The organism is Vibrio sp. KUL78, from assembly GCF_059725505.1.
In genome coordinates, this window is the sequence record NZ_AP045837.1 from 461,752 (window position 1) to 482,608 (window position 20,857).

The following is a 20,857-nucleotide window of genomic DNA, read 5'->3' on the forward strand; positions in this document are numbered from 1 at the left end:
CCATGGCTGTAGCTGCCAATAAACGTTCTGTGATGACTCTTTTTTCCAGTGCTACTGATTTATATAGCCACCAGGTTCGAATCGTTCTAGCGGAAAAAGGGGTTAGTGTTGAAGTCGAGTTAGTGGATGATGTAAACATCCCAGCTGAGCTTGCTGAACTAAACCCATACAAGACAGTGCCAACTTTGGTCGATCGTGAGCTAGCCCTTTACGATTCTAAGATCATCATGGAATACCTTGATGAGCGTTTCCCGCATCCACCGCTAATGCCAGTATACCCTGTAGCTCGTGGTAACAGCCGCCTGATGATTTATCGTATTGAGCGTAACTGGTACTCACTTGCTGAGAAAGTAATGAAAGGCTCTGCTGAAGAAGCAGAAGCGGCTCGCAATAAACTTCGCAATGACCTACTGACTCTGGCACCTATTTTTGCTGAGTATGAGTACTTCATGAGCGAAGAGTTTAGCCTAATTGATTGCTACCTAGCACCACTATTGTGGCGTCTACCTGAAATGGGTATCGAGCTAGTTGGTCCAGGCTCAAAAGAGATCAAAGTGTACATGAACCGTGTATTTGAACGTGATTCATTCCTAGCTTCTCTAACAGAAGCTGAGCGTGAGATGCGTTTGGTTCGCTAGTCCTTATAGGTTTCTCCTGAGACGATGGATATTGAAAAAATGACACCTCGCCGACCATATATGCTTCGTGCATTTTATGATTGGCTTGTTGAAAATGATCTGACTCCGCATATTGTTGTTGATGCAAACATGCCGGGTGTTCGAGTTCCTTCGGAGTTTGTCCAGGATGGTCAGATCATTCTTAACATTGCTCCTAGAGCGGTTGGACAACTGGAACTGGGCAACGAAGCGATTACGTTTCACGCTCGTTTTGGTGGCAAACCGCACTCAGTGATTGCTCCGCTGTACTCTGTACAAGCTATCTATGCTCGTGAAAACGGTGCTGGAACTATGTTTGAGCCTGAAGATGCTTATCTTTCTATTGAAGAAGAAGACATCACTCAACCGGAAGTGACAACAGGCTTGTCTGTTGCCGCTGAGACGGAACAGCCAGAGCAAACCAATGAAGAGCCTAACGGAGACGATGAACCGCCTAAACCAAAAGGGCGACCAAGTCTTCGAGTAGTCAAATGACAAAAAGCCGCATTTAATATGCGGCTTTTTTAATGCGTAACAAGGGTACACCTTCCTCGCTATCCTGCCTTGAGTTGATCTCTTCTTTATTCTGAGACGTGTAAAAGACGTGCCACTGTATTAGACTTTAGTCTAATGCTGATTAAAACTTGACCATCTTAGTGTAATCAGTAAACTAGGCGTTCTTGGAGAAAGGTCACACTTTTTAGTACACATTTTTCCCTTCCTCTAGAATGGAATTCTGCTTTGATTGGACAAGATCATCTTGGATGTCAATGAGTTAGGTGATAGAGGTTTGTTATGTACAATCACTTTTTGGTAAGGCTTACCATCGGCGCATTAGTCGTTTTAGGTATCAAGTTGAGCGCATTATACTTTTTGCCTATGGTGCTGCTACTCAACACACATCACAAAGAATTCTTTGGATGGTAAAAATCGGGGCTAGCCCCGATTTTTTTATTTCATTTCAATCTCATTTACCGTTGATTCGATATCCTTCATCATATCGGTGAGGTATTGAGTAAGCTGCTGTCGAGCGCCGTCTAGGTCTTTGTCGAGTGTCAGCTTCATCATCTTTTCGTGCTCTTCAAGATTAAATAGCTCGGCAAATGGCTTAGGCGAGTGGCTTAATGAGACGCGACGGTAGCGCTTAACTTGGCGAATGATGTCGTTGAAGAAATCGAGCATGTTCTTTGAAAAGCATCCACTAAGTAATGAACTATAGAAAGCTTCTTGACGCTCTTCCCAATCAACCCAATTAAAGTTATCACCTTGGAATTTGAATCGAGATAGCTTGTGGAACTCGGTGAGTATCTCTAGCTCCCAGCCTTCATTTCCTTGCTGAATAGACTTCTCAAGCAGCACAGAAGACACCACCTTAAGGCTCTCATAAAGATCATATAACTCTAATTTTGAGATTGGAGCGACCCAGCAGCCTTTTTGCGGCTCAAGCTTGACGTATTTAATCCAAGAAAGCTGTATGAGTGCTTCTCTTATCGGAGAGGCTCCGACGTGATACTTTTCCTTAAGCTCTGCTACTACCAGTTTTTGGTTTGGCTTAAGTTCTCCAGAAAGAATGTCCTGACAGATCAATTTTGCGACCTTGTCTGTCAATGTTGGGCTAGACACGATGCACCTCATAACTTTAAAAACAATAGTTGGAAAACCATGGCGGTATGCCATGTTGTAAACCTGTTTTTGATAGTACAGCGTGTTGAAAAAATGGGCAAGGCAATTATAAAAAAAAGAGGGCCGAAGCCCTCTTTTTATAGATATTTTGTATAACTCGTCGGAATTATAGTACGTGAACAGATGCTGTGTTCGTTGTACCAGATGCTACTAGTGCACCAGAAACCATAACTACGATGTCGCCTTTCTTACCAAAACCAGATTCTAGAGCGTACTCTTTACCGTTTTTGTAGAATTCATCAGTGCTGTCGATTGAGTCAACAAGAACTGGACGAACACCTTTAGTAAGAACTAGCTGTGCAGCAGTTTTAGCGTTAGTCGTTAGTGCAACGATGCTTGCAGTTGGGAAGTACTTACGTACAGAACGTGCAGACTTACCACCCTCAGTAGCAACGATGATTAGTGGAGCAGCTAGCTTCTCAGCTGTGTCTACTGCACCTTTACATACTGCTTCAGTGATACGTAGACGTGGGCTGTCTAGACGAGAACCTAGTTCAGCTTTTAGCGCACCGTCAGTACGGTTAGCGATTTGAGCCATGATAGTTACCGCTTCAACAGGGTACTTACCTTTCGCTGTTTCACCAGAAAGCATTACTGCATCTGTACCGTCCATGATTGCGTTTGCAACGTCACCCGCTTCTGCACGAGTTGGACGTGGGTTTTGAATCATAGAGTCAAGCATTTGAGTTGCAGTGATAACTGTCTTACGAGCACGGTTACACTTCTCGATCATCATCTTCTGAGCGAAGATTACTTCTTCAGCTGGGATTTCAACACCAAGGTCGCCACGCGCAACCATGATACCGTCAGAAAGCTCTAGGATCTCGTCGAAGTTATCAACGCCTTCTTGGTTTTCGATCTTAGAGATGATGTGGATGCTCTCGCCGCCGTTTGCGTCAAGAAGGTCACGGATTTCTTTAACGTCTGCAGCTTTACGGATGAAAGAAGCAGCAACGAAGTCAACGCCTTGCTCACAACCAAATTTCAGGTCAGCTTTGTCTTTTTCAGAAAGCGCTGGAAGCTGTACAGAAACGCCTGGTAGGTTAACACCTTTGTTCTCACCTAGAGCACCGTTGTTAAGAACTTTACACTTAACTTCAGTTTCAGTTGTTGAGATAACTTCCATTTCGATTAGGCCGTCGTCTACTAGGATAGTGTTACCAGCAGATAGGTCTTTAGCGAAACCTAGGTAAGTTACCGCTACAACGTCCTTGTTACCAACTACAGAAGCGTCAGTAGTGAAAGTAAATTCTTGACCAGCTACTAGATCAACGTCATTGCCGCCTTCTAGTTTGATAGTACGAATTTCTGGACCTTTAGTGTCTAGAAGAATTGCTAGTTGCTTGCCAACGTTTGCCATTACTTCACGGAAGTTAGAGATGCGGTTCGCGTGCTCTTCGAAGTTACCGTGAGAGAAGTTTAGGCGCATAACGTTCATGCCTGCGTTTACTAGCTCAGTCAGTTTCTCTACAGACTCAGTTTTAGGGCCGATCGTACATACGATTTTGGTCTTTTTCATGGAAGATACTCTCCGAGTAAATATAATTGCAATTTGAAAGTTAGTATTAGTCTCTCTAGAAGGCTAGGGATGCCCACAAATAATTCACATGAGCTATCAATCTTTTCTCTAGTTTCGCTTCTTCTAGAAATGAAAGTCTTTCATCAAGTTTAGTCATTTTATGACTGATTGAGGCGCTTTCTAGGCCACTTTTTTGGGCTCTCACTAGGATAATTCAGTAAGATTACAAAAAAATAACCACTAATTCTGTAATTTATTTTCTTTTCGGGCACGAATTCTACCACTGAATTGATCGGATTTCACTGTGCATAACTTGTTTTAGAGCAAGGTTTCGGCGCTTAAGATTTAATTTTTGGATCAAAATAAATAAACCGGATGAATCGACACCATTTGGTAACTTTTTTTCAAAATGGTTACCAATACAGTACAGAATCCTGTCCATTGAAGAGGCTCATTGCTGGTGATATTGTGTACCCAGTATGGCTGTTTACTGTTCAAAAAGAGCCAGTTGGAATCGAGAGGTGTAGCAAAATATGGCTTCAAACCAGATCAAATGTGTGATTTTTGATTGTGACGGTACGCTTATCGATAGCGAACGTCTATGTATACAGGCAATCGTCGAAGTACTAGAGTGCGTTGGCGTTAATGTTGATTATGAGAAGGTGAAAGATCAGTTCCAAGGGGTAAAGCTTGAGAAGATCTTTGGAGAGCTTATCGCTGATAGTTCATTGCTTAGTGATGACGACTTAACAGGACTTGTTCGCCATTATCGTCAGCGCTGTCAGGAACTGTTCACTGAGCAGCTCAAGGTCATCGATGGCGTTTATGAGGTTTTAGATGAGCTCAAAGCCAACAACATTGCCATATGCATAGCGTCAAATGCTCCTCATGAAAAGATGGCGTTTACTTTACCGCTGACAAAACTCGACCACTATTTCGAGGGCACGGTGTACAGCGCATTAGATGCACATGCCTGGAAGCCAGACCCTAAACTTCTGCACTTTGTCATGGATAAAATGCAAGTGAGAGCGGAAGAGTGTCTATTTATTGATGACTCTCTTGTCGGTGTTCAAGCTGGCATAGGAGCACAAGTCACCACCTTATATTTCTCACATGCAGAGCCTCATAAAAAGATTGAAATTGATAGCCCTTACCTACACTACATCTCCGATATGAGGCAATTGCTGGCCTTTGTTCAATGATCTTAAAAGCATAGGTTAGTTGTGCTTGTCTGGGCGATTGGCAGATTGGTTGAGTAACTGATTAGCCGCGAGTAACTTGCTACGCATGCTGACAACGGATGCATCCAGTATGTCGATAGCCCATAGCGGTAGCTTATCTGAGATGGAATAAAACGCCCATTGTCCTCGGCGTCTATCGCTAACTACCCCACAGTTTCGAAGTACGCCGAGCGCTCTGGAGATCTTTGGTTGAGATTCTTGCAGCGCGTCGCACAACTCACCCACACTGAGCTCCACTTCGGTAAATATCATTAAGGTGATGAGGAGCCTTGTTTGGTCGCTCAGACACTTATGAATCACCAGTGGGTCAAAATCTAAATCGTTACTGTCACTGTGCACGGCCACAAACAGTTCGATTCGCTTGTACAGATCATATAAAGAGGCGTCAAAAGAAGTCTCTGATAAAGAGGTGGGGGAGGGAAGATCCCAAAAAAGGCTCTCTTGGCTGTTTTCAAATACCCCGCATTCTTTGTGCGCTGATGAACATAGCGTAATGACATAATCAAAATGCTGTCCGTCGAACTCTTCTACCGACTTTGAGCGCAGACCCTCGCTATCAAAACCAGACTCTTTGAGTGTGGTTAACGTTCTATTGTCTACATGACTTGGATTACTACCAGCGCTAAATGCTTGGTATTGGTCCGCATAATCTCTGTTGACGATCGCCTCTGCGAGCTGCGAGCGTGCCGAGTTTCCTCTGCAAACAAAGAGTATTTTTTTTGTCATGGTGTCCTCATCAAATCGGCTTGTATTAGCGCACACAATATTATGAAAGCTTATCGGTGCGAATGAAAGCATTGTATCCCTCCGGTGCCCCCAAATCGTTTCAACCAGTATCGGCTACATTCTGTATGAAGCTTTTATGACAGTTCAAAAAGATCCTTGACTCGTTCGTGATATTTTTTAATATATACGCATATCCATATATGAGTATTTAAAGATGCTTCCACATGAGTTTTTCAAATTGATGTCTGATGAAACCCGTATTCGAACCCTGCTTTGGGTGTCGGCCAACGGCTCGGTCTGTGTCAACGATCTGGTGGAGGCATTGGGAGAGAGCCAGCCTAAAGTATCGAGACATTTAGCTATGCTTAGACAAGCAGGGGTGCTCAAGGATACGAGGCAAGGGCAGCACGTCTTTTACAGCTTAGCTGAAGGATTGCCTGGTTGGCTCTATCGAACATTGAAAGGGCTTGAACAGTCGAACTGTTTGCAAAGTGCTTATCAATTAAACTTTAACGAGCTTGTGTCATCATCGAACGATGCTTAAAGCTTGACGGTACAACCGAAAATTTTACGTAATTAAGAGATTGAGTTATGGCGATTAAAGTAGGCATTAACGGATTTGGTCGAATTGGCCGTTTGGCGCTTCGCGCAGCATTTGATTGGGACGAACTTGAGTTTGTTTTGATTAATGATGTTGCAGGTGATGCAACCACACTAGGTCACCTATTGGAGTTCGATTCAGTACAAGGTACTTGGCATCACGGTGTAGCCGTTGAAGGTGATGAGCTTGTGGTGAACGGCAAGCGCATTAAAACGACTCAAGAGCGCGATATCGACGCGATTGATTGGTCTGGTTGTGATGTTGTCATTGAAGCAACTGGCGTGCACCGTAAAACTGAATTCCTAAACAAATACCTAGACCAAGGCGTGAAACGCGTGGTTGTCTCTGCACCAGTGAAAGAAGAAGGCATTGCCAACATCGTTGTTGGTGTGAATGACGAAATCTTTGATGCAGAGGCACACCGTATCGTGACGGCGGCATCTTGTACTACCAACTGTATCGCGCCTGTGGTGAAAGTGATTCACGAGAAACTGGGTATCGAGCAATCATCGTTCACAACTATTCACGACCTAACCAATACACAAACTATCCTTGATGCGCCGCACAAAGACTTACGCCGTGCTCGTGCATGTGGTATGAGCCTTATCCCAACCACGACGGGCAGTGCAACGGCTATCGTTGAGATCTTCCCTGAGCTAAAAGGCAAGATCAACGGCCACGCAGTGCGTGTACCACTAGCAAATGCGTCACTCACCGACATCATCTTTGATGTAAAACGCGATACAACGGCTGAAGAAGTTAACGCACTTCTTAAAGAAGCTTCCGAAGGTGAGCTAAGAGGTATCCTTGGTTTCGAAGAGCGTCCGCTTGTGTCTATCGATTATCGCGGTGACCAACGCTCAACCATCGTTGATGCGCAATCTACCATGGTCGTTGGCTCTCGAATGGTGAAAATTTATGCGTGGTATGACAATGAAATGGGCTATGCAACACGCACAGCCGAATTGGTTCGTAAAGTCGGTCTAGCGGGGTAATGATGATGCATCCAACATGGGAACTTAACGTAGAAAACGCTGCGCTAGTACTAACGCCTTGTCCGGGTACCAAAGAGGCGTCATTAGACGACTCATTGGCGCAACTTAAAGAGCAAGGTGTCACGGTAATCGTGACGGCTTTGGATAACCACGAGATGGCAGAAGCAGGCGTTGCTGAGCTTGGAGAAAAAGCACAGGCTCTAGGCATCAAGTGGTTCCAAACGCCAATTGAAGATGATCGCGCTCCTGGTTCAGAGTTTGCAGCAGGCTGGAAAGCAATCTCACCAGAGCTTCATCAAGCGATGGAAGCGGGCGAGAAAATTGCTATGCATTGCATGGGCGGCTCTGGTCGTACTGGTCTTCTTGCGGCAAACCTTTTGCTTGAGAAAGGCTGGGATCTTGAGACGATTCGCCGTGAAGTTCAGGCACTACGCCCGGGTGCTTTCACTAAGCAGCCTCAAATTGACTATGTAGAAAAGCTTGCAGCGACGTTCTAGGCGCAGCACTCGTAGTGAGTAAACCTAGATAGAAGCCCTCTGATGAGGGCTTCTATTTCTGAACATTTGTCCCTGTTATTAGGCAGAAGAATTATGTTGTCTAACCTTAGCAAAAGCGTTCGCCAGTATATGTTGGTGACCTTTAACTACTGGAATTTCACCATTACCGATGGTGCATTACGAATGTTGGTGGTGCTCTACTTCCACGATCTCGGATACAGCTCGCTTGCCATCGCATCCCTGTTTCTTTTCTATGAGTTCTTCGGCGTGGTCACCAATCTCATTGGCGGCTGGCTAGGCGCACGTTTAGGGCTTAATCGCACCATGAATATCGGGCTTGGGATGCAGATCTTTGCATTGCTAATGCTGGCCGTTCCGAGTGCTTGGCTAACCATTCCATGGGTGATGGCCGCTCAAGCGCTGTCAGGTATTGCTAAGGATCTGAATAAGATGAGTGCGAAAAGTGCCATCAAGACCTTGGTGCCTGATGAGCAGCAAGGGGCGCTTTACAAATGGGTTGCGATTCTTACCGGCTCTAAGAATGCACTAAAAGGTGCGGGCTTCTTTATCGGTGGTTTGTTGCTGTCGGTCTTAGGTTTCCAGTATGCCGTTGCAGCAATGGCGGCGGTGCTGACACTGGTGTTCATTGGCAGCGTTATCAGCTTAGAAAGCGATATGGGTAAGGCAAAAGCTAAGCCTAAGTTTAAGCAGATCTTCTCTAAATCAGAGAGCATCAATATCTTATCCGCTGCGCGTATGTTCCTGTTTGGCGCTCGTGATGTTTGGTTTGTCGTCGCTTTGCCTATTTATCTTGGCTCTATTTTTGGTTGGGATCATACCTTAGTCGGTGGATTTCTAGCGTTATGGGTCATCGCTTATGGCTTTGTTCAAGGCATAGCCCCAAAGATTACCGGTAAAGCGCAGGGTAAAGTACCAGATGGTAGTGCTGCCATGTGGTGGGCTCTGGCATTAGCCGTGGTGACGGGTATCATCGCTTACTGTGTTCAGATGCAGTGGTACCCACAAGCGGTTATTGTTGTGGGGCTATTGATTTTTGGCGCTATCTTCGCGGTTAACTCATCTTTGCACAGTTATCTGATTGTGAGCTATGCAAAAGGCGATGGCGTGTCGATGGACGTTGGCTTCTATTACATGGCTAACGCGATGGGGCGTTTGATCGGTACTGTGTTGTCTGGTTGGGTGTTCCAAGTGGCGGGTCTCGCAGCTTGTATGTGGGTGTCGTTTGCGTTCTTAGTGCTAACGACCATCATCTCAATTCGTTTGCCTGGTGCGCCAAAAGCTGTCGCAGGATAAAGTGAATATTCATTAAAAAGAGTCAATCGTTAAAAGACGATTGACTCTTTTTTGTTTCAGGCGTACATTTATCGTCAAAAGACGATGGGGAAAGAGTGTGACCAGTTGTAGCGTTGAAAATCCTGATATGTTTGTCGCCTCTGAGCAGCAGTTATCTCAAGAGAAGAGGTTAGCTGCACAAGCGAAAGCGTTGTCACACCCTGCACGTATTCGGATTTTACGTATTCTGTCTGATTTGGAGCGCGCTGGTGGGTGTTTGAATAGCGACCTTGTGTCGCAGTTAGGTCTTGCTCAGTCAACGGTCTCTGAACACTTGCGTATTTTGAAGGTCGCAGGATTTATTAGTGCAGAATCAACGCCACCTAAAGTCTGCTATCGCATACAGCGCGAAGCATTAAATGAGTTTTCTTCGCTGAGCTTATCCACATTTGATTAAGCTGGCTAAGAGCCCTGATTATCATTAAGTCGGCGATGCCGGCTTTTATTACCACTTGTTTATCGTTATTCGACGATTAACGATATCGGAGAGTTAACATGTCTGAGTTAGCGATTGAGCAACCGAAAAAACTGGGCTTTTTAGATAGATTTCTGACCCTGTGGATCTTTTTAGCCATGGGTGTTGGTGTTCTATTGGGTGTCGCGTTTCCAAGCCAAATCGAAGGCTTGAATGAGTCAATGACGGTTGGCAGTACCAACGTCCCACTAGCGATTGGTCTTATTTTGATGATGTATCCACCGCTTGCCAAAGTGAACTATGGTTTGATGGGCAAAGTGCTGCAAGATAAGCAGGCCGTTACACTCTCTTTGGTCATGAACTGGTTAGTGGGCCCGATCTTGATGTTCGTGCTGGCACTGACTTTCTTGGGTGATGAGCCTAGCCTCATGACTGGCGTTATTCTGATTGGTCTCGCGCGTTGTATCGCTATGGTACTAGTGTGGAACGATATTGGTGGTGGTAACAAAGAGTATGGGGCAGCGCTTGTCGCGCTCAACAGTGTATTTCAAATCGTGACGTACAGCTTCTTAGCATGGCTATTCATTACCGTTCTGCCACCTAAATTTGGCTTTCAAGGTCAAGTCGTTGATATCTCAATGGGAGAGATTGCCGAGAGTGTCATGATTTATCTTGGTATTCCATTTTTGGCAGGATTCTTAAGCCGTAAGATCTTAGTCGCTAAGAAAGGTGAGCAGTGGTACAACGAAACGTTTATCCCAGCAGTTTCGCCTATTACTTTGATCGCGTTGCTGGCGACGATTGTACTTATGTTTAGCCTAAAAGGTGAGATGATTGTAGAACTGCCGATGCAGGTGGTTCGTGTTGCCATACCTTTGACTATCTATTTCTTCTTGATGTTCTTCGTGAGCTTCTTTGTTGCGAAAAAGATGGGCGTGCCATTTGATAAGAATGCTTCTATTGCGTACACCGCAACAGGTAATAACTTTGAGTTAGCCATTGCCGTTGCTATTGCCGTATTTGGTTTGAACTCACCAGAGGCGTTTGCGGGGGTTATTGGTCCTCTTATTGAAGTGCCGGTATTGATTGCCTTGGTCAACTTCACCTTAAAGATGAAAGCGCGCTACTCCTCTTAGTGTCCTGTACAGAATCTAGCGACAGAGCGATACAACTGAAAACGGAGCCAAGTGGCTCCGTTTTTTATGACTGTTCAAGCGTACTTCGTTTGTTGTGTTTTGCTTTGTACATGGCGAGATCCGCTTTCTTGAGCGTTCCTCTCAGGCTGGTTCGAAAAGGGGTATAGCCCACACTGTGGCATAGCATCGGATAGTTTACGAAGTTCTTTTCAAACAAGGCAGATAACTTCTCAAGCGCTAAGTGCAACATGACTTCGTCTTGATGGTGGGTCAGTACTACAAATTCATCGCCACCATAGCGCACCAGGATGTCTTGAGCGGCAAAAGCCTGTTTCAGGCAGCGCGCAAAGCGCATCAGTACAATATCCCCCTCGCTATGGCCAGAAGTGTCGTTTACCTGCTTGAAGTTATCTAGATCTATCACCACACAGTAACCGTATTGCCAATGCACTGAGCTCAGATAAGCGAGATTGTGGAGCTTGGTTAAGGGGTCGGTATAGGCTTTTTTCTCGAAGAACTTGGCTTCGTGATGCAAATCGGTGACATCGAAACTGGTGGTATAGATATAAGGTTCACCGTCAATCAGTACCTTAAATTTTAGGACGTTGAAGTAAGACACCTTATCTAAACTGGTGAACTTGATGATCTTGGGTGCACATTGTCCTGCTCCTAGATATTCCAAACTGGCGTCGTGACACTCTCTGAGCATCTCTCCAACATTACTCGGGACTCGTTTTGAAAGCTGATCAGCGTTAAGACCAATAGGGTCAACATCAGAGTACTGGCGTAGCCAAACAGTGAACTTATCATTGATATACACATATTGATGTTGCGCATTCCTGATAGAAAGAAAACCAGGGAAATGGCGAAAAAGCGCCGTCGCTTGCTGATACGTCAAATCTGTCACTGCAAAAATCCCACTATAGCCCACAAGACCAAATCGTGGCTTACGAATGGAAGTGGTTGAGGTAGTTATCATTTTTGCTGTTTCTATCATGCACCATACATAAGGACTGTGATGCATATCAATTTGTAGGTTTTTGCTGACAGTGTTTGCCTTTTTTCTCAGGTGTGAGACAGGTGAAACCACAAAAAGCAGCCGAAGCTGCTTTTTAAATATTCAACTTATCAATTATTTACCGATTAGCTATTGTGAAGAGCGAGATACTGTTTGGCATGTTCACTACCCATATAACGAGACAAAGACTTGAGAGGCACGCGCCTTAGATCCACCACAATAAGTCCATCGAGCGCATTGTTGAAATCAGGGTCGACGTTAAAACTGACGAGCTTGCCATTGAGGCTTAGATATTGCCTTAGCAACACGGGCACCCCTTTGCCTTCATCCAGTCGAGAAATTACGCGCGATAGAAGCTGCATGTCAGCCAGGGCAGAAAGCAGGTGGGTATTCCAGCTTGGTGCATCTTCCAGTTTTGGAGGATTTGGAGCAATGACATGTTTTGCACTCTCGCTGTCGTAGTGATGCAGCGTCATGGTATCCGCTAGAAGCTGTCTTGCTACCTCACTGTAGTCACTGCTGATACTGACCGGACCAAACAGGTGAGTGTATTCCGAATGTCGATGTACGAACTCAGCAATGCCTTTCCAAAGCAATAGCAGTGCGCTCATGCTCTTTTGATATTCAAGGGCAATGACGCTTCGACCCATCTCAATAGACTTGCCCATGGTATCAAGAAAAGGTTGGTCGTATTGGAACAAGGTTCTTGAATACAAGCCTTGGATTCCGTGATGTTCGAGCAGCTTATCTACCAAACCAAGTCGGTAGGCGCCCACGAGTTTGTGCTTCTCTCTATCCCACACAAACAGGTGATGATAGTCTTTATCAAACTGGTCGATATCGAGTGACAGCCCAGTACCTTCCCCGACTTGGCGGAAATTGCTCTCGCGCATGCGTCCAATCTCGTGCATCACCGATGGGATATAGTCGATGGTCGTACAGTAAACCTCAAACTCACCACTGGACAGTAAATGATGCTCCGCTGGCAGCTGCTCTATATCTTCGAGTAGATCACTGACATGAACAGCAGGAGCGATGGCTTGGTAGTTGGAGGTGTCTGAATCAGAGACGTTTCGCTCGGTCTGATCCCTGCCCAATAGGTAGGTATTGAGTCTCAGGTAGTTAACTAACTGTCGGTTATCGAGGGTGTTTACCTCTTTGTATTTGATGGCTTCACCAATAGAGATGCCAATAGGGCGATTTTTTTTGTTTAGCAACTCTCGACCCAACATGGCAGTGCGCAGCATAGGATGTACCTTTCCTGCTAGATAGAAACGCTTTGAGTTCAGCCCGCCTATATGAACAGGTACGGTGAGCGCCTTGTTTTTCTTTATCAGGGTACTGACAGAGCGACTCCACTCTTTATCTTCTAAGCGAAGTGCTTTGCTATCAACTAGTTGAGATACCTCTCCTGCGGGAAAGAGCAGCAAGGCTCCGCCTTGCTCAAGGTGTTGATTAGCCTGTCTGAGTGCACGGGTGTTGGAGCGGTGAGCATTCGCACCATCAAAGACATCGACACCAATAAATAGCGGCTCTAGCTCCGGGACGAGTTTCAGGAACTCGTTTGCCAGTATTTTCACGTCTTTGCGAACTTGCAGCAGTAACTCCGCGAGTATGACGCCTTCAACACAGCCGAGCGGATGGTTTGCGACGATCAGGGTTGAGCCTGTATGTGGAATGTTGTCACGACTGCCCGACACAACGTGATAGTCGATCCCCAAAATCTCTAATGAAAAACGCAAGAAGGACTCGGTATTACAGCCAGCAGGGCGCTGAGCATATAATTGGTCAAGTACCGACAGACCAGTGGCCCATTCGGCAACGTTCTCTGCAATTCCTAAAGGGGTCTTTCTTGGCAAGCGAAAAGGGCTGGTGGTATCCATAACATCCTCTGGGCGTATTCCATTTATTGTCGTTAAAAGGGTATGACGCCCATGTGTCAAAATTGCGTAAGAGAGATGGAGGATGGATGACGTATTGATGTCAGATTGGTGACGAAATAGACAGCTGGCAATAAAAAAGAGCGCCGAAGCGCTCTTAGATGTGTTGAGGTTAATGCGGGTTAGAAGGTTGCATTCACCGATAACTTGAAGCGACGCTCGTTGCCGTAGTGCACGTCTGTGACAACATTGTTGCTGGTGCTGCCGCCGGTGCCAGACACGTATTCAGTGTCGAACAAGTTTTCGATATTAAAGCGGAAGTCCCATGTGACGTAATCGCTGGCGATCTTATGTGATGCGCCGGTATCAACACGAGCATAACCATCTAATTGAACGGTATTCGCATTGTCTGCCCAGCGTTCACCTTGGTAGAAAAGACCAATATTGAATGCGGTCGCTTCAGTCCATGCATAACGCGTCCATACTGAACCTGACCATTCAGGAACGTTGGCTGGCGTTTTGTCTTGGTACAAATCGTGATTGTTGTATTTCGCATCTAGGTACATACCTGACGCCATTACAAACCATTGCTCTGACAGTTGACCTTGTGCTCCAGCTTCTGCGCCGCGATGCAATTGGTTACCATTTTGGGTAGTAATGCCATTTTCTTCGATGCTGATGTTTCGTTTTTCTATATCGAATACAGCACCCGTTAGAAGCAAGCGGTTATCCATCAGTTCCCACTTTGTGCCTAATTCATACTGTCGGCTCTTTTCCGGGGTACGTTCGGTGACCGAACCATCGTCATTTACAACGTTGCTAACAGGGTTGAAGCTCTCAGAGTAGTTTGCATAGATACTGCCTGAGTAACTTGGGTGATAGATAACGCCGACTTTTGGCGAAAACGCTTGGCTATCATTGGCGCCTTTGACAATGTCACCGGTTGCTGGGTTGGTGCCATCAGCAAAATATTGATCATAACGTCCACCAACAAGTGCCTGCCACTGGTCGTTAAAGGTAATTAAATCTTGAGCATAGAAACCATAGAAATGGTTGCTGCTCTCATAGACCGTTTTGTCGTTGTTGTAATCCAACCCTGGGTTGCTCGGGATATCACCAGGATTCACATCGATAGCCTCGCCTGATACTCGAAGCTGGGCGTAATCATAAAACTGACCATTAACGCCAAGAAGCACTTGGTGATCGACACTTAATGCGGTGAACTCACCGTGAAGGTCTGCGTGGAATGCTTGAGTTTTCCATGTATCGTGACGATCAAACGGTTTTAGTATGTAACTGCCATCCACGATGGTATCCGCAGTCGGCGTTGGCAGAGAATCGTAGCGGTGGCGCTTCATATGCTGTGAGTTATAGCTCAGATTAGCGCGCCATTGGGAGTTGATATATAGGTCTAAATCCGCGCCCCAGTTCTCCACATCATTATCGATAAATGACCAGTGTGCATCACGGATCATGTCACGATCACCAAGGCGATTGCCTTGCATATCTAACCATGATCCAGAGTCGATAGGTGCACGGTCGTTAGTCTTTTCATAGTTAACAGACAGCAAGCCCCAATCCGCAAGATCGGCCTCAATCACGCCGTATCCCAAGAAGCGATCGCGCTCTCTTTGCTCGCCATTGGAATAGCGACGCGTCTCCACTGCATCTTGCTTTACAAGAACGGTTCGCCCACGCAACGTACCAGATTCATTTAACTTGCCCGATGCATCAATGTGATAGCGAGTACTACCTAGGTGATCGAAGTCTGTTCCTACATTCACCATAGGCTTCGCCGTCGGTTTCTTTGAAACCATGTTGATCATGCCGCCAGGTGCCGAGTTACCATAAAGTAGACTTGATGGTCCTTTGATCACTTCGATGCGATCCAGTGTCTCGATAGGCAGCATGTAGTGTGTAAACAATGAATGCCCGTTTCGAAGGTAGCCGTTGGTTGATGAAAGCTCAAAGCCACGAATATAGAACTCTTCGCGATTCCACTTCTGAGAACCTGCATTGACGCTTGCATCATTCTGTAGCGCTTCACCTAGCGTGGTTGCAAGTTGCTCATCAAGCACAATTTCAGGAATAACGTTCACGGATTGAGGCGTTTCCAACATAGTGGTGTCGGTTCGCATCGCGCCGGTTGCACTATCCACTTTGTAGTCATCGAAGGCTTGAGCGTGAACAACAAGCGTTTCGTCTACATTGCTAGGTGCGTCATCTGCGAAGGTTGGGGCGGTATGGAGTGCGAGTACCACTGCACTACAAAGTGTGGTCACTTTGAATTTCATTCTGGGCTTTCCTTGCTCGAGTATCCGAGACAAACGGTTTTATTATTAGAGAGTTATGCCAATAGTTGAAATGGCGACATGAATGCTAATGCTATTTATTATCATTTACAATAAATATAAATGTAAGCAATTGTATCGCCTGTTTATACAAGGGAGTGATTGCATAACAATGGTAAATGGAGTGTAATTAACTTGTTGTTAGTGAAAGGAGTTCTATCAATGGAGTGGGGACTAGAAGAACAAAATAAGTGTTACCGTTTCTTGAAACCAGGGATGAAATTGAGTCTTTCATCCGCAGATAATCAGCAGATTAAAGGGATCGCCGCAACCCTTATCGGCTTCAAACCTTCCGCCTTTCTAATTGTTGATGTCACTCAGGTTGGTTCAGAGGCTCTCGGAGAGCTGACTGACGGCGATCTTGTCATTCGGGGACTCTCAGACTCAAGCTTTGGTCATGTTATCGCTTTTCGTTCACGCTTTATTTCGCGAGCGGATGAACCGTGTCAGCATCTGTTCTTGGCGGCGCCTTCTGATTTTGTTTCTAAGCCCATCAGGGAGCACTCTCGCTACAAGTTGTCCGTGCCATGCAATCTCTCTTTTGGGCAGTCTGCTGTAGAGGGCAAAATGGTTGATTTCTCATTGGCAGGTTGTGGTGTGTATATCGAAGGGCCACATGATTTCTGTAAAGGATTAGCTCTCAAAGTCGAGTGTCCATTAAACCAGTTCCTACCGGCTGGAATAAGCTTTGAGGTGGTTACGGTGAAGAAGCAAGGCAAAGGCACGCTACTTGGCATTCAGTTCAATCAACAAGTCTTAATGTCTAATCGCTTAAAAACCACACTCGCGGAGCTGTCATTGAATGTGAGTTAAAAAGCGAGTGTGTGCTTACTTTGACTTCTACATAACAACAATGCTTTTTCTTCGCTTATTTCAAAGTGTAAACTGTGCTATATAAAGAGCAGAATTTCTCAATGGAATGTTCCGACTTATGCGTATCTTTACACTTGTGTTGTTTGTGGTGTTTTCTTGGCTTCAGTACACTCTTTGGTTTGGAAAAAATGGCATCGTTGACTTTAACCAAGTAGACGCAGAAATTCATGTCCAGCAGCAAGTGAATGGTAACCTTCAAACCCGCAACGACGAGATGTTTGCTGAAATAGACGATCTCAGACAGGGACTGGATGCTATCGAAGAGCGCGCTAGGCATGAGCTCGGAATGATTCAGCAAGGAGAGACTTTCTACCGAATCATAGGTGAGGACAACCAATGATCCCTGAGCATCATCCAATCATTGCTATCGTGCCTGCAGCAGGTGTCGGTAGTCGAATGCAAGCGGATATTCCCAAGCAATATCTAAAAATCCACGAGCAGACCATTCTTGAGCATACTATTGAGCGCCTATTGTCGCATCAAAGTATCGAGAGTGTGATTGTCGCAATCAGTGATAATGACCCTTACTTTGAAGGACTGTCGTTTATCTCAGAGAAACCCGTCATCAGAGTGCCGGGCGGTGGTGAGCGTGCTGATTCAGTTTTATCTGCAATAGACTATGTGAAACAGCGTGTGCCTAATGCTTGGTGTCTTGTGCACGATGCGGCGAGACCTTGTATCACTCACGAAGATATCAGCAAACTCATTTATGAAGTGAGCACTCACCCAGTTGGGGGAATTCTTGCTGCGCCAGTGAAAGACACGATGAAACGCGCAAACGGTGCCAAAGGCATTGATCATACGGTGGATAGAGCGGGTCTTTGGCATGCACTTACGCCACAGATGTTTAAAGTGGAACTGCTGCACAGTGCACTGAGTGATGCACTATCGGAAGGGGTCACCATTACCGATGAAGCGTCTGCTGTTGAATGGGCAGGGTTAGCGCCATTGCTGGTGGAAGGTCGCAGTGACAACATTAAAATTACTCGACCAGAGGATCTCGCTCTGGCGGAGTTCTATCTTAAAAATAAGGAACCAGAACAATGAGAATAGGTCATGGCTTTGATGTACATAAGTTTGGTGGTGAAGGACCTGTCATCATTGGTGGTGTTTCGATTCCTTATGAGCAAGGCTTGATTGCTCACTCAGATGGCGATGTGGCATTACATGCATTGTGTGATGCCTTGCTGGGCGCTATCGCTGCGGGTGATATTGGTCGTCACTTTCCAGATACTGATGAAGAGTGGAAAGGCGCGGACAGTCGCGCGCTGCTGCGTGATGTTTACAGTAAGGTGAAAGCGAAAGGCTACGAGTTAGTCAATGCGGACATCACCATCATGGCACAAGCGCCGAAAATGGCACCACATATTGAATCCATGTGTCAGGTCATCGCTCAAGACCTAGATACAGATATTGGTAACGTCAATGTTAAGGCGACCACTACGGAAAGACTTGGTTTTACAGGACGTAAAGAAGGTATTGCCACAGAAGCTGTGGTACTGATCAACAAAGTAACGTCTTAAAAGGCAGATATCATGACGGATGTTCTCAACGAACTGAACTACCTATACGGGAAACCAACGGTTAGCGCTAAATTCAAAGCCAGCAACGAAGACTTTATTGTTAAAGAAGTACTTGGTTTTGAGTTTGCTGGCGAAGGTGAACACTTAATGCTTCGCGTGCGCAAAAATGGTGAAAACACCAGCTTTGTCGCCAATGAACTTGCTAAGGTATGTGGCGTTAAGTCTAAAGATATCGGCTGGGCAGGTTTAAAAGATCGTCATGCGATTACCGAGCAATGGCTCAGTGTCCATTTGCCTAAGAAGAATGTTCCTGACTTTACAGCGTTCCTTGCTCAATATCCTAGTATTGAAATAGTGGCAACAGATTGGCACAACAAAAAGCTGCGCCCTGGTGACCTTGCTGGCAACGAGTTTGAAATTCGCCTTACAGAAGTGTCTGACGTTGAAGGCTTAATGGAAAGAGTCGCCAAAGTGTCTGAGGCAGGCGTGCCAAACTATTTTGGTCAACAGCGTTTTGGTCGCGATGGCAACAACGTTACGGAAGCAAAGCGCTGGGGGCGTGAGAATGTTCGCACCCGTAATCAGAACAAGCGTAGCTTGTATCTGTCAGCCGCTCGTTCTTGGATCTTTAACCAAATCGTTTCTATGCGACTTGAGCAAGGCTGTTTTAACTCAGAGTTACCTGGTGACATTCTGGATGAAACCGGGCTGATCACAGCAGCGTTGGCAGGCGATAATGCGCTACCAACACAAGATGCGGCGATGGCGCTTGAGCAAAGCATTGTTGACGGCGAACCCGATCTGATGGCTCTGATCCGCGGTAATCGCATGCGTCACGACCGACGAGCGATTGTGCTCAAACCAGAGGCACTAAACAGTGACTCAGATGGACAAGCCGTAACGCTCTCTTTCTTCCTTGATTCAGGAAGCTTTGCGACATCAATCTTGAGAGAGTTGGCAAACGTAGAAGAAGTAGAAAGGCAATTCTAGGTTTCATGGATAGTAAAAGAATAAAAGTTCTCATCAGTAATGATGATGGTGTGCATGCAGAGGGTATTCGCACCTTAGCAGCGGAACTGGCTCAGATCGCTGATGTCACTATTGTTGCGCCAGATCGTAATCGTTCCGGCGCTTCAAACTCTTTGACTCTTGAGCAGCCCCTGCGAGTCAATCAGATCGAGCCCAAAGTCTACTCAGTGCAGGGCACACCGACAGATTGTGTGCACTTTGCCCTGAACGAGTTGATGAAAGATGATATGCCTGACTTGGTGTTATCTGGGATCAACCATGGTGCGAACCTAGGTGATGATGTGCTCTACTCTGGAACTGTTGCTGCAGCAATGGAAGGTCACTTTCTAGGTGTACAATCCATCGCATTCAGCTTGGTCGGTAAACAGCATTTTAAAGCGGCAGCGATCATCGCTCGTCAATTTGTCGAAAGGCATTTAGCGACGCGCGTTCCCACGAATCGATTACTGAACATTAATATCCCAGATCGTGCCCTTGCAGATCTTGGCGAGGTGTCTGTGACACGATTGGGCGCTCGACATCATGCAGAGAGCATGATCAAACAACAAGACCCGCGTGGTCATGATATCTATTGGTTGGGACCTCCTGGCAAGGAGCAAGACGCTGGAGTAGGCACTGACTTTTATGCAATTGAACAGGGGCATATCTCGATCACACCTTTGCAGGTCGATTTAACTGCCCATGAGTCAATTGGCGCAATGGAACGTTGGGTATCAGGGAGAGAGTAACTAATGAACCCACAAGCAGCAAAATTAGTGGAGTTTATCCGATCTCATGGAGTGAACAGCGTATCGGTGCTCGATGCCATTTTAGCTGTACCTAGAGAACAGTTCGTTTCTCAGGCTATGCTTCACCAAGCTTACGACAACAATGCCTTACCTATCGGTGCCGGTCAGACGATTTCGCAGCCTTATATTGTCGCTAAGATGACAGAACTACTGGATCTTGAAAGAGAGACACGCGTACTCGAAATCGGCACGGGATCTGGCTATCAGACGGCGGTACTCGCGCAACTTGTGGATCATGTTTACTCGGTGGAAAGAATTAAAGCGCTGCAATGGGAAGCTAAACGCCGATTGAAGCGCCTTGATATATACAATATTTCCACCAAGCATGGTGATGGTTGGCAGGGCTGGCAAGCAAAGGGCCCATTCGATGCCATTATCGTTACCGCGGCTGCTTCCGAAGTTCCCCAAGCCTTGTTGTCGCAGCTCAATGATGGTGGACGTTTAGTGATCCCAGTCGGCGATAATGAGCAACAATTATTAAAAATCACCCGTAAAGGTGATAGTTTTAGTACCGAAGTTGTTGAATTGGTGAGGTTTGTTCCTCTCGTAGCAGGTGAATTGGCGTAAATGCAA

The 20,857-nt window shown here is 45.9% G+C and carries 22 protein-coding genes; 16 read left to right on the forward strand and 6 right to left on the reverse strand.

The features are described 5' to 3' along the window. Positions 1-2 precede the first annotated feature (2 nt). Both sspA and sspB read left to right on the forward strand, forming a co-directional pair. On the forward strand, positions 3-638 hold the full coding sequence (gene sspA / locus AC6I8Y_RS02420) for a stringent starvation protein SspA (RefSeq protein ID WP_042475917.1): 636 nt from the start codon (positions 3-5) through the stop codon (positions 636-638). Positions 639-662: 24 nt separating this feature from the next. Continuing rightward, a complete protein-coding gene (gene sspB / locus AC6I8Y_RS02425; protein ID WP_394152927.1) occupies positions 663-1,151 on the forward strand; it encodes a ClpXP protease specificity-enhancing factor in 489 nt (162 codons plus the stop codon). Positions 1,152-1,607: 456 nt separating this feature from the next. Here the strand turns inward: sspB and AC6I8Y_RS02430 are convergent, their stop codons facing one another. Beyond that, the gene (locus AC6I8Y_RS02430) at positions 1,608-2,291 is read right to left on the reverse strand and encodes a GntR family transcriptional regulator (RefSeq protein WP_498021425.1); all 684 of its coding nucleotides are present in this window, start codon (positions 2,289-2,291) and stop codon (positions 1,608-1,610) included. Between the two features lie 154 nt (positions 2,292-2,445). After that, a complete protein-coding gene (pykF, locus tag AC6I8Y_RS02435; RefSeq protein ID WP_042475922.1) occupies positions 2,446-3,858 on the reverse strand; it encodes a pyruvate kinase PykF in 1,413 nt (470 codons plus the stop codon). Positions 3,859-4,391: 533 nt separating this feature from the next. On the opposite strand from pykF, the gene AC6I8Y_RS02440 reads away from it, so the two are divergent. Then, entirely contained in the window at positions 4,392-5,060 is a 669-nt protein-coding gene (locus tag AC6I8Y_RS02440) for an HAD-IA family hydrolase (RefSeq protein WP_394152929.1), read from the forward strand. Between the two features lie 15 nt (positions 5,061-5,075). On the opposite strand, the gene AC6I8Y_RS02445 is transcribed toward AC6I8Y_RS02440, so the two are convergent. After that, on the reverse strand, positions 5,076-5,825 hold the full coding sequence (locus AC6I8Y_RS02445) for a metalloregulator ArsR/SmtB family transcription factor (protein ID WP_252013377.1): 750 nt from the start codon (positions 5,823-5,825) through the stop codon (positions 5,076-5,078). 214 nt (positions 5,826-6,039) lie between these two features. Here AC6I8Y_RS02445 and AC6I8Y_RS02450 point away from each other — a divergent pair, with 214 nt between their 5' ends. The 6 genes from AC6I8Y_RS02450 (at position 6,040) to arsB (ending at position 10,822) form a co-directional block, all read left to right on the forward strand. Further along, positions 6,040-6,369 (forward strand): metalloregulator ArsR/SmtB family transcription factor, encoded by a 330-nt coding sequence (locus AC6I8Y_RS02450; protein ID WP_128647956.1) that lies wholly within the window; start codon positions 6,040-6,042, stop codon positions 6,367-6,369. 47 nt (positions 6,370-6,416) lie between these two features. Beyond that, complete coding sequence (locus tag AC6I8Y_RS02455) at positions 6,417-7,421, forward strand: ArsJ-associated glyceraldehyde-3-phosphate dehydrogenase (RefSeq protein WP_394152932.1); 1,005 nt, start codon at positions 6,417-6,419, stop codon at positions 7,419-7,421. Between the two features lie 2 nt (positions 7,422-7,423). Then, entirely contained in the window at positions 7,424-7,918 is a 495-nt protein-coding gene (locus tag AC6I8Y_RS02460; RefSeq protein WP_394153068.1) for a cyclin-dependent kinase inhibitor 3 family protein, read from the forward strand. Between the two features lie 93 nt (positions 7,919-8,011). Then, positions 8,012-9,232 (forward strand): organoarsenical effux MFS transporter ArsJ, encoded by a 1,221-nt coding sequence (arsJ, locus tag AC6I8Y_RS02465; protein ID WP_252013382.1) that lies wholly within the window; start codon positions 8,012-8,014, stop codon positions 9,230-9,232. Positions 9,233-9,359: 127 nt separating this feature from the next. After that, positions 9,360-9,668 carry an ArsR/SmtB family transcription factor gene (locus tag AC6I8Y_RS02470; protein WP_042475935.1) on the forward strand — a complete coding sequence of 103 codons (309 nt, stop codon included), beginning with the start codon at positions 9,360-9,362 and terminating at the stop codon, positions 9,666-9,668. Positions 9,669-9,766: 98 nt separating this feature from the next. Then, entirely contained in the window at positions 9,767-10,822 is a 1,056-nt protein-coding gene (arsB, locus tag AC6I8Y_RS02475) for an ACR3 family arsenite efflux transporter (protein ID WP_252013384.1), read from the forward strand. Positions 10,823-10,886: 64 nt separating this feature from the next. Here the strand turns inward: arsB and AC6I8Y_RS02480 are convergent, their stop codons facing one another. The 3 genes from AC6I8Y_RS02480 to AC6I8Y_RS02490 all read right to left on the reverse strand — a co-directional run bounded on the left by AC6I8Y_RS02480 (position 10,887) and on the right by AC6I8Y_RS02490 (position 16,014). Continuing rightward, positions 10,887-11,801, reverse strand: coding sequence for a GGDEF domain-containing protein (locus tag AC6I8Y_RS02480; protein ID WP_498017192.1), 915 nt, complete (start codon positions 11,799-11,801; stop codon positions 10,887-10,889). A 164-nt stretch (positions 11,802-11,965) separates the two neighbouring features. Beyond that, positions 11,966-13,723 (reverse strand): bifunctional lysophospholipid acyltransferase family protein/GNAT family N-acetyltransferase, encoded by a 1,758-nt coding sequence (locus AC6I8Y_RS02485; RefSeq protein WP_498020721.1) that lies wholly within the window; start codon positions 13,721-13,723, stop codon positions 11,966-11,968. Between the two features lie 179 nt (positions 13,724-13,902). Then, positions 13,903-16,014 (reverse strand): TonB-dependent siderophore receptor, encoded by a 2,112-nt coding sequence (locus AC6I8Y_RS02490; protein ID WP_498020722.1) that lies wholly within the window; start codon positions 16,012-16,014, stop codon positions 13,903-13,905. A gap of 219 nt (positions 16,015-16,233) precedes the next feature. Between AC6I8Y_RS02490 and AC6I8Y_RS02495 the strand changes: the two genes are divergently transcribed. The 7 genes from AC6I8Y_RS02495 (at position 16,234) to AC6I8Y_RS02525 (ending at position 20,851) form a co-directional block, all read left to right on the forward strand. Continuing rightward, positions 16,234-16,884 carry a PilZ domain-containing protein gene (locus AC6I8Y_RS02495; RefSeq protein ID WP_394152943.1) on the forward strand — a complete coding sequence of 217 codons (651 nt, stop codon included), beginning with the start codon at positions 16,234-16,236 and terminating at the stop codon, positions 16,882-16,884. Positions 16,885-17,002: 118 nt separating this feature from the next. Then, positions 17,003-17,284, forward strand: a complete 282-nt coding sequence (ftsB, locus tag AC6I8Y_RS02500) for a cell division protein FtsB (RefSeq protein WP_128647962.1) — start codon at positions 17,003-17,005, stop codon at positions 17,282-17,284. After that, positions 17,281-17,991: a 2-C-methyl-D-erythritol 4-phosphate cytidylyltransferase gene (ispD, locus tag AC6I8Y_RS02505; RefSeq protein WP_498020723.1), complete on the forward strand. Its 711-nt coding sequence runs from the start codon at positions 17,281-17,283 to the stop codon at positions 17,989-17,991. The genes ftsB and ispD overlap by 4 nt, the downstream gene beginning before the upstream one ends. Further along, entirely contained in the window at positions 17,988-18,467 is a 480-nt protein-coding gene (gene ispF / locus AC6I8Y_RS02510) for a 2-C-methyl-D-erythritol 2,4-cyclodiphosphate synthase (RefSeq protein ID WP_128647964.1), read from the forward strand. The genes ispD and ispF overlap by 4 nt, the downstream gene beginning before the upstream one ends. A gap of 12 nt (positions 18,468-18,479) precedes the next feature. After that, positions 18,480-19,457 carry a tRNA pseudouridine(13) synthase TruD gene (truD, locus tag AC6I8Y_RS02515; protein WP_394152947.1) on the forward strand — a complete coding sequence of 326 codons (978 nt, stop codon included), beginning with the start codon at positions 18,480-18,482 and terminating at the stop codon, positions 19,455-19,457. Positions 19,458-19,462: 5 nt separating this feature from the next. After that, positions 19,463-20,224 carry a 5'/3'-nucleotidase SurE gene (gene surE, locus AC6I8Y_RS02520; RefSeq protein WP_252013398.1) on the forward strand — a complete coding sequence of 254 codons (762 nt, stop codon included), beginning with the start codon at positions 19,463-19,465 and terminating at the stop codon, positions 20,222-20,224. 3 nt (positions 20,225-20,227) lie between these two features. Next, positions 20,228-20,851: a protein-L-isoaspartate(D-aspartate) O-methyltransferase gene (locus tag AC6I8Y_RS02525; protein ID WP_394152949.1), complete on the forward strand. Its 624-nt coding sequence runs from the start codon at positions 20,228-20,230 to the stop codon at positions 20,849-20,851. Positions 20,852-20,857 lie beyond the last annotated feature (6 nt).